This is a genomic window from Loktanella sp. IMCC34160, from assembly GCF_004145845.1.
In the GTDB taxonomy this organism is placed as follows: domain Bacteria; phylum Pseudomonadota; class Alphaproteobacteria; order Rhodobacterales; family Rhodobacteraceae; genus SELP01.
This window is the reverse complement of the sequence record NZ_SELP01000002.1, coordinates 284,358-298,876: the sequence shown is the minus strand read 5'-3', so window position 1 is coordinate 298,876 and position 14,519 is coordinate 284,358. Positions and strand designations below refer to the sequence as shown.

Genomic DNA, 14,519 nt, shown 5'->3' with positions numbered 1-14,519 from the left:
TTACGCTTTAGTGGATTTCGGCGACGCGTTCGGCGGTCGGATCGCCCAGAACGTCACGGTCAAGGTATTTGCCTTCCGATGCTTCGCCTTCGCGCCATTCAAGGAACGACCGGTAGAAGAAGCTGACGGCGTGGATCAGGATCATGCCGGTGTAGGCAAGGATCAGGACCTTGAAGAGGAAGTAGGCGTTGAAGCCATTCGGACTGAACCCCGTGGTTTCGATGTTCCACCGCAGGGCGGCGGACTTGGCGACCAGCCGGTCCAGCGCGTCCGAAGCCGAGGCGTTCGGCACGATCATGTGCCGCCAGAAGAAGAACCAGGAATACATCCAGATCACGACACCCGCCGGGATCATGAAGACCAGGCTGCCGAACATGTCGATGATCTTCTTGGTGCGGAACGAGACCGCCGAATAGACCAGATCGACGCGCACATGCCCGCCCTGAACGAAGGTGTAAGTCGCACAAAGAGCGACCACCATCGCATTGTAAAACTTAAGACTTTCGGACCACCAGCTGACGTCGAAGGACACCGCGATGCCGAAACCGAGCGTGATCTGCGCAACCGCGAAGATCCGCTGCGTAAAGATGATCAGGATCTGGATCAGGACCATTGCCAGACCGGCCCAGGCAAAGGTGCGCCCGACCGTATTGGCGAATTTTTCAAGCCCCCGCACCGTGGCCCACATCAGCGGCCGGTGCCAGATGGCGACGGCCGTGTAGACGATCAACAGCATCGCAAGGACAAAGAACAGCTCGACCGAGGCACCGTAGTAAACCAACCGCATCAGCGATTGCTTGTCTTCCGTCGTGTTGTTCCAGGTAACCCAATCCAGCCAGAGGCCGGGATGGGTCAGCGCGTAAAACAGGTTGTAGACGGATTCGATCAGGTTGGCGACGATCCACCCGAGGAGATTCCCCCCCCACGCTTCGACCAGTCCCATGGGCTGTCCCCCTTCCATCGGATGCAGGTTGGCAAAAGGCGGCTCCTCCGCCCCTTTTGCAAGAACCGGGCCATTTCTGGCCCGGTTCAGTTGATGTGCGATCTGTCAGGATCAGCCGTTGTTGACGCGGTTCCGCTGGTTGGCGAAGACGCTGTCGGACACGCTCATCCAGTCGTAGGTGCCCTGCACCGAGGCTTCAAAGCTGGCGCGGGTCCGGGCGAAGATGTCGTCGCCCATGAACTCGTCCAGGGCCTGCTTCGACGCGGTGCCGAACGCATCCCAGATTTCGTCCGAGAACTGCAGAACCTTGACGCCAGCGGCCTTCAGACGCTCCAGCGCGACGGCGTTGTTGGCGTTCGACTGGGCCAGCGACCAGCTGTGGGTTGCAGCGGCTGCGGTGTCGACGATCGCCTGCTGCGAGGGCGTCAGCGAGTCCCACACATCGCGGTTCATCGCGGCCGACAGGGCCGAACCCGGCTCGTGGAAGCCCGAGGTGTAGTAGAATTCGCAGATTTCCTGGAACCCGAGACGTTCGTCCGCGAAGGGGCCGATCCATTCGGCACCGTCGATCGCACCCGACGACAGAGCCTGATAGATTTCACCGCCCGGAATGTTCTGTACAGAGGCACCGGTCAGGCCAAGGGCCTTGCCGCCAAAGCCCGGCATACGGAACCGCAGACCCTGAAGGTCTTCGGCGGTGTTGATTTCCTTGTTGAACCAACCGCCCGGCTGGTGGCCGGTGTTGCCGGCAAGGAACGACTTGAGGCCGAAGATCTGGCCCAGCTCGTCGTGCAGCTCTTTGCCGCCGCCGTGCTGATACCAGCTCATCATTTCCGGGCCGGTCGCGCCGAAGGGCACGGCGGTGAAGTAGGCGTAGGCCGGATGCTGGTTCATGAAGTAGTAGTCGGCCGAGTGATACATGTCGGCCTGCCCGGCGCTGACCGCGTCGAACACTTCCAGCGCACCCACGAGCGAACCCGCCGGCTTTTTGTCGACGGTCAGCGCGCCATCGGTCATGGCAGTGACGAGATCGGCAAAGTGCTGGGCCGCGTCATCGAAAACCGCAAAGCCGTCGGGCACGGACGTGACCATGGTCAGGGTCCGGGTGCCCTGCGCAACAGCCGGAGCCGCCAGCGTGGATGCGGCTGCAGCGGTCCCGCCAAGGGCCGAGGTTTTCAAGAAAGAGCGACGATCCATAGTTTTCCTCCCTTATGGTTCGTGTCGGAGCCTAGCGTCTTTCGAAACAATCGCCAGCCTCTCGTTCATGTCGGGCCCACAATTTCGCAAACCCTGCCGTGTGGTAAGGTTTACTTACCAATTTCATGATTTCAAGAAAATTCAGTGCGACAATTGCGACTCTGCGCTGGATGAAAGCGTATTCCGCCCGATGTTATCGCAAACACACGCGGAACCAGACACGCCCGACAACAACCTTTGGTCGGAAACCATCGTTCGACAAGATTTCTAGTCGTCAAGAATCACGAGATTGCCGCTGATTTGCCGCCACCGGCCCCATCGCGGCACCCGACGCCCTGAAAGAAAGTTGCGAAATCCGGCCACCCGGCGAAATTTTCCCCACAAAGACGGTTGACCATCATTTCCGCAGATGCATAAGGTCCCGCCAGCACGAAACCCCGCACGGGAACGGAAACCAAAGATGACGGAACTACTCGTAATCGTAGGTGATTGGCGCATGGAGGCCTGAGGCCAGCCATACCGGTTCCCCATGCGCCCTCGGATCAAATCCCGGGGGCTTTTTTGTGCCGCAAGACAAGTGAAACGACGACGTCGAAGATAGGAAGAGACAGATGACACGTCAGATGACCGGAGCGAAAATGGTGGTTCAAGCCCTGAAGGATCAGGGTGTGGACACGGTATTCGGATACCCGGGTGGGGCTGTCCTACCGATCTATGATGAAATCTTCCTGCAAAATGACGTCAAGCATGTCCTCGTTCGTCACGAACAGGGCGCGATTCATGCCGCCGAAGGCTATGCACGGTCTACCGGCAAGCCGGGCGTTGCGCTGGTGACCTCGGGCCCCGGTGCGACCAACGCGGTCACCGGCCTGACCGATGCACTGATGGATTCGATCCCGATCGTGGTCTTCACCGGGCAGGTTCCGACCTTCATGATCGGCTCGGACGCGTTTCAGGAGGCCGATACCGTCGGCATCACCCGCCCCTGCACCAAACATAACTGGCTGGTGAAGGAGACCGACAAGCTGGCCTCGACCATCCACGAGGCGTTCCACGTCGCCACCTCGGGCCGCCCCGGTCCGGTGCTGATCGACATCCCCAAGGATGTGCAGTTCGCCACCGGCAGCTATACTGAAAAGAAGGTGCTGAAATCGCGCTATCAGCCGCAGGTGAAGGGCGATCTTTCCGCTATCACCGAACTGGCCGAAGCGATGGAAAAGGCCAAGCGCCCGGTGTTCTACACTGGCGGCGGCGTCATCAACTCTGGCCCGGCGGCCAGCCAGCTGTTGCGCGAACTGGTCGAAGCCACCGGTTTCCCGATCACCTCGACCTTGATGGGGCTGGGCGCCTACCCGGCCTCGGGCGAGAAATGGATCGGCATGCTAGGCATGCACGGCCTGTACGAGGCCAACATGGCGATGCATGACTGCGATCTGATGATCAACATCGGCGCGCGGTTCGACGACCGGATCACCGGGCTGATCTCGAAATTCTCGCCGGGGTCGAAGAAGGCGCATATCGACATCGACGCCTCGTCGATCAATAAGGTGATCCATGTTGACATCCCGATCCTGGGCGATGTGGCCCATGTGCTGGAAGACCTTCTGAAGGTCTGGAAATCGCGCGGCCGCAAGACCAACACCGAGGCGCTGACCAAGTGGTGGACCCAGATCAACGAATGGCGGGCGGTGAAATGCCTGACCTACACCGGGTCGGAAACCACCATCAAACCGCAATACGCGCTAGAGCGGCTTGAGGCGCTGACCAAGGGCATGGACCGCTACATCTGCACCGAGGTCGGCCAGCACCAGATGTGGGCGGCGCAATTCCTTGGCTTTGATGATCCGAACCGCTGGATGACCTCCGGTGGCCTCGGGACCATGGGCTATGGGTTCCCGGCCTCCATCGGCGTGCAACTGGCGCATCCCGACGCGCTGGTGATCAACGTCGCGGGCGAGGCATCCTGGCTGATGAACATGCAGGAACTGGGTACCGCGATGCAGTATCGCCTGCCGGTGAAGCAGTTCATCCTGAACAACGAACGGCTTGGCATGGTGCGCCAGTGGCAGCAGTTGCTGCACGGTGAGCGCTATTCCAGCAGCTGGTCGGAATCGCTGCCTGATTTCGTGAAACTGGCCGAGGCCTTCGGGGCCAAGGGCATTCAGGTGTCCGACCCGAAGGATCTGGACGACGCGATCATGGAGATGCTGAACTACGACGGGCCGGTCCTGTTCGACTGCCTGGTGGAAAAGCACGAAAACTGCTTCCCCATGATCCCGAGCGGCAAGCCGCATAACGAAATGCTTCTGGGCGACGCCTCGACCGAAGGCGCGATCCAGTCCGGCGGCGCGGTTCTGGTCTGATGCGCAGCGCCCCTGCCCTTCTCTTGGCGCTTGCCGCCTGCACCGGCGGCGGGCTGCCGCTGGACGAAGGCGGGGCCGCGACGCGGGTCGAGGCCGGGGGCGATGTGTTCTTTATCAAGGTTCAGGGCGACAGCGCCCTGATCCGAAATTACGCAACCGGGCTGCGCAATCAGGCACGGCTGGCAGGCAATGCCCGTGCCGCTGCCGAACAGCTCACCGGCTGCACCGTGACAACGCTCACCCAGCAATTGGGTGTGAATTCCTATATCGCCGGGCTCGACTGCCCGGCCACGACCTGACGGACGGAGTGACCCATGTCTGCACTACGCATCAAGAAAGGCTCCACCAGCCATTCCGCCTATAACCTGCGGCCCGATTTTTCGGACGTGGAAGAACGGCACACGCTGGCGATCCTCGTGGAAAACGAACCGGGCGTGCTGGCCCGCGTCATCGGCCTGTTTTCCGGCCGGGGCTATAACATCGAAAGCCTGACCGTGGCCGAAGTGGACCATGCCGGCCACCTGAGCCGGATCACCGTGGTCACCACCGGCACCCCGCAGGTCATCGAACAGATCAAGGCGCAGCTGGGCCGGATCGTCACCGTGCACGACGTCCACGACCTGACGGTCGAAGGCCGTCCGGTCGAACGCGAACTGGGCCTGCTAAAGGTCGCCGGCAAGGGCGACGACCGGGTCGAGGCGCTGCGGATCGCCGACATTTTCCGCGCCAATGTGGTGGATTCGACGCTGGAAAGCTTTGTGTTCGAAATCACCGGCACCTCGGACAAGATCGACGCCTTCGCCGATCTGATGCGCCCGCTAGGTCTGGTCGAAATCGCGCGCACCGGAGTTGCGGCACTGGCCCGCGGGGCCTGATCGCCCGAAAGACCGCGCCGGGCGCAGGTCCGGCGCATGTCGCCCTGATACAGGCCTATGTCGCCTTGCTGCAACCGGTTCCTCGGATTCGGAGTAGGATCACCACGATTCTGAGCAAGGAGCGCCGTCATGGCCAAGGATTCCCCGATTTCCGATATCTCTGCTGTCCGCCGCCCGGTTGAAACCGCGCGCGGCCTGCCCAACGCCCATTATGTCGACCCGGCGCTGTGGGAAGAGGAAAAGAAGGCGGTCCTGTTTTCCACTTGGGCCGGTCTGGCCGTCGAAGGCGAAGTGCCCGAACCGGGCGACGCCAAGCCGATGACCTTCCTCGGCGTGCCGCTTCTGCTGATCCGCGACCGGCAGGGCCATGTCCGGGTGTTCGAAAACATCTGCCGCCACCGGGGCATGATCCTTGTCGAGGAAGCCCGCAAGATCGAAGGCGCGATCCGCTGCCCCTATCACTCGTGGTGCTACGGGACTGACGGGCGGCTGGTGTCCACCCCGCATGTCGGCGGCCCCGGCCATAACAAGCATGACGCCATCGTGCGCGAAGACCTTGGGTTGAACGAGGTCCGCAGCCACATCTGGTTCGGCACCGTGTTCATCAACATCGATGGTCAAGCCGCCCCGTTCGAGGAAATCCACGCCGACCTGATCGAGCGTTGGAAAGAATTCGACCAGCCGATGGTACATGGCGGGCCGGACAGCATGTTCACGCTCGAGGTCGACACCAACTGGAAACTCGCCGTCGAAAACTACTGCGAAAGCTACCACCTGCCTTGGGTGCACCCCGGGTTGAACAGCTATTCCCGGCTGGAAGACCACTACAACATCGCCGAAATGGGGCTCTATTCTGGTCAGGGCTCGCTGCTCTATCGCCAGATCAAGGGCGACGACGGCGCGGTCTTCCCAGACTTCCCCAACCTGTCGGACAAATGGGATACGGGCGCGGAATACATGGCCGTCTACCCCAACGTGCTTCTGGGCGCGCAGCGGGACCACTGCTTCTCGATCGTGCTGGAACCGGTCACCCAGACCAAGACCCGCGAACATATCCACCTGTTCTATTCGACCAAGGACACCGACGACGCCCTGCGCGAAAAGAACGCCACGCAGTGGAAAACCGTCTTTGTCGAAGACATCTTCGTGGTGGAAGGGATGCAGAAAGGCCGGATGGCGCCGCAGTTCGACGGCGGCAAGTTCAGCCCGGCGATGGATGGTCCGACCCATTGCTTCCACGACTGGGTCGCGGGCCGGATCGAAGCGCACCGCAACGCCAGCGAATGAGCGACCTTGACGACCGTCTGCTGGCGGCCCACGCGCGGGACGACCGTCCCGCGCTTGTGGACCTTTATGCAGAGGCGGCGGATCAGGCAAACACGGTTGATGCCGCCTGCTTTTTTCTAACCCACGCCTATATTTACGGGCTTGAGTTAAACCATCCCCGCGTACCGGAACTGCGCGACAGGCTGGCCGCTGAAGACCGGGTTTGACGGGATGGTGGGTCAAGACCCACCTTACGAAATTGGATAGGTTCGGACGTCTGTCCTTCTTTGGGTCTCAAATATCCGCTTGGGTCCGGCGGGTGACGCGCCCCCGGGTAAGGTGGGTCTTGACCCACCACCCCCTTGCGCCGCCATCAACAACAGGACAGTCTGCCGCTTCAGGCAAGACCGGAGGCGGACATGGCACCACGCAAGATCATCATCGACACCGATCCCGGACAGGACGACGCCGTCGCAATCCTTCTGGCGCTGGCCAGCCCCGAGGATGTGGAGGTTCTGGGGATCACCGCCGTCGCGGGCAACGTGCCGCTGCCCCTGACCCAGAAGAACGCCCGCATCGTCTGCGAATTGGCGGGCAAGCCGGAGACCCGCGTCTTCGCGGGCTGTGACGCCCCGATCCGCCGCAAGCTGGTCACCGCCGAACATGTCCACGGCAAGACCGGCCTTGACGGTCCAAAGATGGACGACCCCACCATGCCGCTGCAAGACCAGCACGGCGTCGATTTCATTATCGACACGCTGCGGGCGGAACCTGCGGGCACCGTCACCCTTTGCCCGCTTGGCCCCCTGACCAATATCGCCACCGCCTTTTCCCGCGCCCCGGATATCGTGGATCGGGTGCAGGAAATCATCCTGATGGGCGGCGCCTATTTCGAGGTGGGCAATATTACCCCGGCAGCCGAGTTTAACATTTACGTCGACCCGGAAGCCGCTGATATCGTGTTTAGATCTGGCGTTCCGCTGGTCGTGATGCCGCTGGATGTCACCCATAAGGCCCTGACCACTAAACCCCGGATCGACGCCTTCCGCGCGATGGGCACGCGGGTCGGCACGATGGTCGCCGCCTGGACTGATTTCTTTGAACGCTTCGACATGGAGAAATATGGGTCCGAAGGCGCGCCGCTGCACGATCCCTGCGTCATCGCCTATCTGATCGACCCGCATCTGTTCAAAGGCCGCCATATCAACGTGGAGATCGAAACCTCCTCGGACCTGACCTTGGGTATGACCGTTGCGGATTGGTGGCGGGTGACCGACCGTAAACCCAATGCCCTGTTCATCGGCGACCTACATGCGGACGGGTTTTACCAAATGCTGACAGACAGGCTGGCCCGGCTGTGACGACCGCCATCCACCTTTGCGGCCCCGACGATGCCGACCGCCTTCTGGCGCTGGTTGAACGCTGCCATGGCGAGGCCGGGATCGCATCTGACCCGGAAAGCCGCGCGGCGGGCGTTCGTCCCCTGTTGGACGGATCGCCCTTTGGCGCGGCCTATGTCTTTGGCCCGTCCCGCGCGCCTTCGGGCTATGTGATCATCACCTTTGGCTGGTCGACCGAGATGGGCGGCCTGTCCGCCTGCGTAAACGAAATCTGGGTCCGCCCCTCGATCCGGGGGCATGGCATAGCAACCGAGGTGCTGAACGCGCTGGCCCCCGAATTGCGCGACGCCGGGGTGCGGATCCTCACCCTGCAGGCCGACCGGGCAGACGGGTTGTTCGCCCGCACCGGTTTTGCCCCGTTGACCGGTGTTATGCAGTTGGCGCGGGTGCTTTGACCCGGCGGGGCGGTCGGTTGATCAGGACGATCCCCGCCGCCACCAGCAACAGCGCCCCCCAGATGCCGGGGGTGATCCGTTCGCCCAGAAGCCACCAGCCAAGAAACACGCTGAACACCGGCGACAGGAAACTGAACGAGGCGACCCCGGAGGCCGGGTAGATCGACAAAAGCCAAAGCCAGAAGATGAACCCGGCGCTCACCACGACGACGATCTGGAACGCCAGCCCCCAGATGTGGATCGGCTGCAGATCCCGCACCAGGTCGCCAAACAGCGGCGCCACCAGCACAAGGATCGGGCCGGAGACCGCAACCTGAATCCACAGTTGCACCTCTGGCCGGGCCTGTCGAAGCGGCGAGGCCTTGGCCATCATCGCCGTCGCGGCCCAGCCGATCGCCGCGCCCAGCGCCGCCAGATCCCCCCAGATCGACGCCTGCCCGCCCTGCCGGTCGGCAAAGGCCAGCGCCACCCCGCCCAGCGCCAGCGCAAGCCCGAGGAGCTTTATCGGGCTGACACGGTCATCGGGCGTGGCGAAATGGGCGATGACCGCCATCCACAGCGGCATGGAATAGAAAATGATCCCCGACCGCGCCACGGTGGTCAGATCCAGCGCCACGAAAAGGCACAGAAATTCCCCGGCGAACAGAACCCCCGTCAGCAGCCCTGCGGCCAGCGCGCCGGGCGGGAAATGCAGCGGGATCTTCCGGTAGCGCAGCCAAAGCCACACGCACAGCACCGCCCCAAGCGACCGCAACCCTGCAAAGAACACCGGTTGAAGCCCGCCGTTGGTGACCTTGATCACCACCTGATTGAAGGCAAGAAGCAGCGCAAAGCCTGTCAGGGCCAGCGCGCCGAATGTGTCGATACCGGGTTTGCGTTCCATCCGGCCACAAAAGGGCCGGTCTGCGGCAAAGTCAACGCCTGCGCTGGCGCGACGCTACTGCCCCAGCATCCATTCCCCCTCGGGCCAGAAGGCATGAAAGGCAAAGGCGAACATCACGTCATGCACCACGTCGTCCCCTGCCCCGTCCCGGACCCGCACATTACCGACGTCGCGGCTGTCCCCAATGTCGCGCCCATCCAGCGCAGAGGCCTGTCCGGCAACCCATGTCAAGGTCACGCCCCGTTCGGTAATCCTGCCCGCCTCGGCCAGCCGGGTGAGCGGCCATGCGGCATCGCCCACCCGCACGACACGGGCCAGCGGCGAGATGTCATGCGGCGGCATCTCTCCGTTGAACAGGAAGGGGCGGAACGCGCTGTCATAGCGGACATAGGGGTTTTCCCCATAGCTGCGGGCAACTTCCGTCGGTTCGGACATCACCAGCGCATCCGGGTTGCGGGCGGCAAAAACCTCCCAGGCCTCCATCCAGCTGGGCAGGCTTTGCAGCTCTGTTCCGGTCATCTCGCCGACGATGCCCCTGCCCACGGCCTGCTGCCACCAGCTTTCGGTTTGGCGGTCGTACATGATCATGTCGGAATTGCGCAGCTTGCCGGAGACGCCAAAGGACAGTTCCTGACCGCCAACCCGCCGATCAAAGGTCAGCCCGGAATTGCACAGCGGGCAGAAGGTGACGGTCACGGGCGTATCGCCGATCCGGTCATTCACAATCTCATGCCACATCAGGTAGCGGATCGGATAGGCGCGGGGCACCTCGCCGGGCAGTTCGACGGCGATCACCGGTTCGCGCGGGGCCAGGACGGTTTCCTCTGCCACGGGATGGAACGACGGGTCGTCGATGGCCGGTATACCATCCTTCGGCGGCCCACCCGAAAGGACCTCGGTCCAGCTTTCAACAGTGGTGGTGGTGAAATCGGTGTTCGGCCATTCGTGCCGCCAGAACTGCGGCTCGGCCGTGGTCAGACCTGCGACGAATGTCAGGACAAGAGACAAAAGGGGCAGTCGCATCGGCATCTCCGTTTCCGGGATCATGCCTTGGCCGGGCCTGCCCTGCCTATCCCCCCTCACCCAAGGGTGATCAGGGGTGAGGCCGCCCGGATGCACCCCGGGCGGCCCAAAGGATCAGTCGGTCACGGTGACGGACGTCATCCGGTCAGGTTCACCAATCACGGCGCCATTGGCGCCAAGGCCCCGCTTGATCGCGTCCACGATATCCATTCCTTCGGTCACTTCACCGACGACGGTGTATTGCCCGTTCAGGAAATAGCCCGGTTCGAACATGATGAAGAACTGCGAATTGGCGCTGTTGGGGTCCTGTGCACGGGCCATGCCGACGATGCCACGCTCATAGGACCGGTCCGAGAACTCCGCCGGCAGATTGCCCCGGTCAGAGCCGCCCATTCCCGCGCGGCGCATGTCAAAATCTTCGGCGGTGGAATCGCCGAACTGCACATCGCCGGTCTGGGCCATGAACCCGTCGATCACCCGGTGAAACACAACCCCGTCATAGGCGCCTTCCGCGGCCAGCGCAGTGATCTGTTCCACATGCTGCGGGGCCAGATCCTCGAACAGGTCGATATGGATGGTGCCGTTCGCCTCGCCTTCGATTGTGATGTCCAGACCGCTGGCCAGCGCCGGACCGGCGGCAAGGGTCAGGATCGCAGCCAGCTTATACATCGGCGGCGACCTTCATGCTGATCATCCGGTCGGGGTTCATCGGCGGCTCGCCGCGCTGGATCGCATCCACATGCTCCATCCCCGAGATCACCCGGCCATAAACGGTGTACTGGCCGTTCAGGAAATGGTTGTCCTTGAAGTTGATGAAGAACTGCGAGTTGGCGGAATTCGGGTTCATCGACCGGGCCGCGCCAAGGGTGCCACGATCATGCGGCAGCTTGGAAAACTCGGCCGGAACATCGGGCAGGTCCGACCCGCCGGTGCCGGCGCGGCCAAGGTTGAAATCCTTCTCCATATTGCCGTGGGCCACGTCGCCGGTCTGGGCCATGAACCCGTCGATCACCCGGTGAAAGCAGACGTTGTCATAGGCCCCGGCGCGGGCCAGTTCCTTGATCCGGGCGCAGTGCTGCGGGGCGACATCGGGCAGAAGCTCGATGGTGACGGGGCCACCCTTCAGTTCAACGATGATGGTGTTTTCGGGGTCCTTGATCTCGGCCACGGGCCTCTCCTTTGGTTTGAAATGCGTTGGCACTGACATATTCGGCGCGACGGGCCTTGCCAAGGGAATGCGTGGGCCGTGCCCCGCCCGTCCCGGTGGCAGGTTTCCGCCGCAGCGCAGCATTCCACCGGTGTCGGCACTTTTCATTCATCCATGGCTCTGTCATGGGCGCGCCTTCCCCCCATCATCGGGGCAACAGACACAAAGGCACCGACATGTCCTCATCCGAGGTTCAGACAACCACACCGCAGACCGAGGCCGCCGCGACCGCGCCGCAGGCCCTGCCCCTGAACGAGACCGCGCTGATCGGAATCAGCGTCGATGATGCCGGCCCCCGCGCCTTCCTGCGCAGCCGCGCCGGGCGGATCGTTGTGGCGATGCCGGGCGAACGCACCGCGCTTGGCGACCTGATGGCAATCGGCGAGAACTATGTCGTCCTGCGGGCCTGGGGCCGGGACGAACGGCTGGAATTGCCCGCCGCCGCCTGACCGGGTAATCTTTCCAGATGCCGGACAAACCCACCACGATTGATGAATATCTGACAGGGCTGGCGCCCGACGCGCGGTCCCTGCTGGACGAGTTTCGCCGTAGGGTCGAGGCGATGCTGCCGGGCGCACAACCCTGCATTTCCTACGGGATGCCCGCCTACCGGGTCGGGGGCAAAGCGGTTGCCGGGTTTGCCGTGTGGAAGGCGCACGGTTCGTTCTATCCCCATTCCGGCGGGATCGTCCCGCGCTTTGCCGCCGATCTTGCCGCGCTAGGTCTGACCCACACGAAATCGGCGGTCCATTTCACGGCCCAAACCCCGTTGCCCGACGACCTTTTGCACCGGATGATTGCTGCGCGCTGTGCCGAGGCGGGCGTCGACCTGCCGCCGCCCCTTGCCTAGACGCGCGGCCCGTGCCAAAGCGTGCCCATGACTGATCTTTCCGAACGCCCCGTCGCCCTTGTCACTGGTGCTTCCCGCGGTCTTGGCGCCGCGATTGCCGAAGCGCTGGCCCCCACCCATCATGTCGTGGCCGTGGCCAAGACCGTTGGCGCGCTGGAGGAACTGGACGACCGGATCAAGGCGGCAGGCGGTCAGGCGACCCTTGCGCCGATGGACATCACCGTCGAGGCAGCGATGCAGCAGCTATGCCGGTCGATCTTTGACCGCTGGGGCAAGCTGGACCTCTGGGTCCATGCCGCCGTACACGCCGGGCCGTTGGCCCCGGCCAGCCAACTGGCGCCAAAAGACCTGACCAAATCCATCGCCACCAATATCGAGGCGACAGCCCGCCTGATGGGCTATATCGCCCCACTGCTGGGGACCGAGGGGCGCGCGGTGTTCTTCGACGATCCGCGCGGGGGCGAGAAATTCTTTGGCCACTATGGCGCCACCAAGGCCGCGCAGATCGCGCTGGCCCGCAGCTGGCAGGCGGAAACGGTCAAGACCGGCCCGCAGGTCGCCATCCTGTCGCCCGCGCCGATGCCCACTGCCACCCGCGCCCGGTTCTACCCCGGCGAGGACCGCAGCGGTCTGGCCGATATCCGGGCCGAGGCGGCAAGGCTTTTGCCCGAGGTGCTCGGCCAAGGCTGATCCTGCCTTTCCCGGGCCATCAGAACCACAACAGGCATGCGGACGCCAGGGTGGGCGCGAATGCGCCCGCCGTGGGGCGGGCGGGCGCATGCCGGGCCGCTGTGCGACCCGGCGCTGAAGAGTCCAGAATGCTTGACCTTTTGCCCCCAGCGGGTAGGTGAAAGGCCAACCATTTCTAGCGGAGGCGATCATGGCCTGGAAAACCCTTGACGACATGGACCTGGCGGGCAAGCGGGTGCTGACCCGTGTCGATATCAACGTGCCGGTCGAAGACGGGCGCGTCACCGACGCCACCCGCATCACCCGGATCGTCCCCACCGTTCAGGACATTCTGGCCAAGGGCGGGACCCCGATCCTTCTGGCCCACTTCGGCCGGCCCAAGGGCAAATACGTCCCGGACATGAGCCTGCGTGTGACCCTGCCCGCGCTGGAAGAGGCGCTTGGCCGCCCCGTGACGTTCATCGAAAAACCCTCGCGCGATCAGATCGACGCCCTGCCGATGGATACAGTTGTCCTGATCGAGAACACCCGCTTCACCGAGATGGAAGAAAAGAACGACCCGATGATGGCAAATTTCCTTGCCAGCCTCGGGGATGTCTATTGCAACGATGCGTTTTCCGCCGCGCACCGTGCCCATGCCTCGACCGAGGGGGTGGCGCATCTGCTGCCGTCCTGCGCCGGGCGCCTGATGGCCGAAGAACTGTCGGCGCTGGACGCGGCCCTTGGTAACCCGGTCCGGCCCGTGGTGGCCGTGGTGGGCGGCGCCAAGGTTTCGACCAAACTGGACCTTCTGGGCAACCTTGTCGGCAAGGTGGATCACCTTGTGATCGGCGGCGGCATGGCCAACACCTTCCTTGCGGCGCAGGGCGTGGATGTGGGCAAATCGCTGTGCGAACACGATCTGGCCGAAACCGCCCGCGAGATTCTGGCCAAGGCCGGGGCCGCAGGCTGCGAGATCATCCTGCCCCGCGACATCGTGGTCGCCCGCGAGTTCAAGGCCGGGGCCGAGAATGAGACCCTGCCCCCCGATGCATGCCCGGCCGATGCCATGATCCTTGATGCCGGTCCCGCGACCGTCGCCTATATCGAGGAAGTGCTGAAATCCGCCAAAACGCTGATCTGGAACGGGCCGCTTGGCGCCTTTGAAATCGCGCCCTTCGATGCGGCCACCAATGCTGCCGCCCGCGCCGCCGCCGCGCTGACCAAAGCGGGCAGCCTGACCTCGGTCGCCGGGGGTGGCGATACCGTCGCCGCGCTGAATCAGGCCGGGGTCGCCGGGGATTTCACCTATATCTCTACCGCCGGGGGCGCCTTCCTTGAATGGATGGAAGGCAAGACCCTGCCGGGCGTCGCCGCGCTGGGATAGGCGCGACCACGACCGCAATTGCACCCCGCGCCCCCGTGGCCTAGAACACCGTCAACCATCT

The 14,519-nt window shown here is 63.3% G+C and carries 17 protein-coding genes; 11 read left to right on the top strand and 6 right to left on the bottom strand.

Annotated elements, in window-relative coordinates; genetic code table 11:
• Positions 1 to 7: 7 nt before the first annotated feature.
• Both EU803_RS05785 and EU803_RS05780 read right to left on the bottom strand, forming a co-directional pair.
• Entirely contained in the window at positions 8 to 943 is a 936-nt protein-coding gene (locus tag EU803_RS05785) for a TRAP transporter small permease subunit (RefSeq protein WP_129680721.1), read from the bottom strand.
• A gap of 111 nt (positions 944 to 1,054) precedes the next feature.
• Positions 1,055 to 2,140 carry a TRAP transporter substrate-binding protein gene (locus tag EU803_RS05780; RefSeq protein ID WP_129680720.1) on the bottom strand — a complete coding sequence of 362 codons (1,086 nt, stop codon included), beginning with the start codon at positions 2,138 to 2,140 and terminating at the stop codon, positions 1,055 to 1,057.
• A gap of 611 nt (positions 2,141 to 2,751) precedes the next feature.
• On the opposite strand from EU803_RS05780, the gene EU803_RS05775 reads away from it, so the two are divergent.
• The 7 genes from EU803_RS05775 to EU803_RS05745 all read left to right on the top strand — a co-directional run bounded on the left by EU803_RS05775 (position 2,752) and on the right by EU803_RS05745 (position 8,439).
• Entirely contained in the window at positions 2,752 to 4,503 is a 1,752-nt protein-coding gene (locus tag EU803_RS05775; RefSeq protein ID WP_129680718.1) for an acetolactate synthase 3 large subunit, read from the top strand.
• Entirely contained in the window at positions 4,503 to 4,802 is a 300-nt protein-coding gene (locus EU803_RS05770) for a hypothetical protein (RefSeq protein ID WP_129680716.1), read from the top strand. The genes EU803_RS05775 and EU803_RS05770 overlap by 1 nt, the downstream gene beginning before the upstream one ends.
• Positions 4,803 to 4,817: 15 nt before the next feature.
• Positions 4,818 to 5,378, top strand: a complete 561-nt coding sequence (ilvN, locus tag EU803_RS05765) for an acetolactate synthase small subunit (protein WP_129680714.1) — start codon at positions 4,818 to 4,820, stop codon at positions 5,376 to 5,378.
• A gap of 129 nt (positions 5,379 to 5,507) precedes the next feature.
• Entirely contained in the window at positions 5,508 to 6,665 is a 1,158-nt protein-coding gene (locus tag EU803_RS05760) for an aromatic ring-hydroxylating dioxygenase subunit alpha (RefSeq protein ID WP_129680712.1), read from the top strand.
• Positions 6,662 to 6,871: a hypothetical protein gene (locus EU803_RS05755; protein WP_129680710.1), complete on the top strand. Its 210-nt coding sequence runs from the start codon at positions 6,662 to 6,664 to the stop codon at positions 6,869 to 6,871. The genes EU803_RS05760 and EU803_RS05755 overlap by 4 nt, the downstream gene beginning before the upstream one ends.
• Before the next feature lie 192 nt (positions 6,872 to 7,063).
• A complete protein-coding gene (locus EU803_RS05750) occupies positions 7,064 to 8,005 on the top strand; it encodes a nucleoside hydrolase (protein WP_129680708.1) in 942 nt (313 codons plus the stop codon).
• Positions 8,002 to 8,439 carry a GNAT family N-acetyltransferase gene (locus EU803_RS05745; protein WP_129680706.1) on the top strand — a complete coding sequence of 146 codons (438 nt, stop codon included), beginning with the start codon at positions 8,002 to 8,004 and terminating at the stop codon, positions 8,437 to 8,439. The genes EU803_RS05750 and EU803_RS05745 overlap by 4 nt, the downstream gene beginning before the upstream one ends.
• On the opposite strand, the gene EU803_RS05740 is transcribed toward EU803_RS05745, so the two are convergent.
• The 4 genes from EU803_RS05740 to EU803_RS05725 all read right to left on the bottom strand — a co-directional run bounded on the left by EU803_RS05740 (position 8,414) and on the right by EU803_RS05725 (position 11,513).
• Positions 8,414 to 9,322, bottom strand: a complete 909-nt coding sequence (locus EU803_RS05740; RefSeq protein WP_129680704.1) for a DMT family transporter — start codon at positions 9,320 to 9,322, stop codon at positions 8,414 to 8,416. The two genes, EU803_RS05745 and EU803_RS05740, sit on opposite strands and share 26 nt — an antisense overlap.
• 54 nt (positions 9,323 to 9,376) lie before the next feature.
• Positions 9,377 to 10,345: a DUF3179 domain-containing protein gene (locus EU803_RS05735; protein WP_129680701.1), complete on the bottom strand. Its 969-nt coding sequence runs from the start codon at positions 10,343 to 10,345 to the stop codon at positions 9,377 to 9,379.
• A gap of 114 nt (positions 10,346 to 10,459) precedes the next feature.
• Positions 10,460 to 11,014, bottom strand: coding sequence for a peptidylprolyl isomerase (locus tag EU803_RS05730; protein WP_129680699.1), 555 nt, complete (start codon positions 11,012 to 11,014; stop codon positions 10,460 to 10,462).
• Complete coding sequence (locus EU803_RS05725) at positions 11,007 to 11,513, bottom strand: peptidylprolyl isomerase (protein ID WP_129680697.1); 507 nt, start codon at positions 11,511 to 11,513, stop codon at positions 11,007 to 11,009. The genes EU803_RS05730 and EU803_RS05725 overlap by 8 nt, the downstream gene beginning before the upstream one ends.
• A 215-nt stretch (positions 11,514 to 11,728) precedes the next feature.
• Here EU803_RS05725 and EU803_RS05720 point away from each other — a divergent pair, with 215 nt between their 5' ends.
• The 4 genes from EU803_RS05720 (at position 11,729) to EU803_RS05705 (ending at position 14,458) form a co-directional block, all read left to right on the top strand.
• On the top strand, positions 11,729 to 12,001 hold the full coding sequence (locus EU803_RS05720; protein WP_129680695.1) for a hypothetical protein: 273 nt from the start codon (positions 11,729 to 11,731) through the stop codon (positions 11,999 to 12,001).
• 17 nt (positions 12,002 to 12,018) lie between these two features.
• Complete coding sequence (locus EU803_RS05715; protein ID WP_129680693.1) at positions 12,019 to 12,402, top strand: DUF1801 domain-containing protein; 384 nt, start codon at positions 12,019 to 12,021, stop codon at positions 12,400 to 12,402.
• Between the two features lie 27 nt (positions 12,403 to 12,429).
• Positions 12,430 to 13,092, top strand: coding sequence for an SDR family oxidoreductase (locus tag EU803_RS05710; protein WP_129680691.1), 663 nt, complete (start codon positions 12,430 to 12,432; stop codon positions 13,090 to 13,092).
• Positions 13,093 to 13,282: 190 nt separating this feature from the next.
• On the top strand, positions 13,283 to 14,458 hold the full coding sequence (locus tag EU803_RS05705) for a phosphoglycerate kinase (RefSeq protein WP_129680689.1): 1,176 nt from the start codon (positions 13,283 to 13,285) through the stop codon (positions 14,456 to 14,458).
• Positions 14,459 to 14,519: the final 61 nt, after the last annotated feature.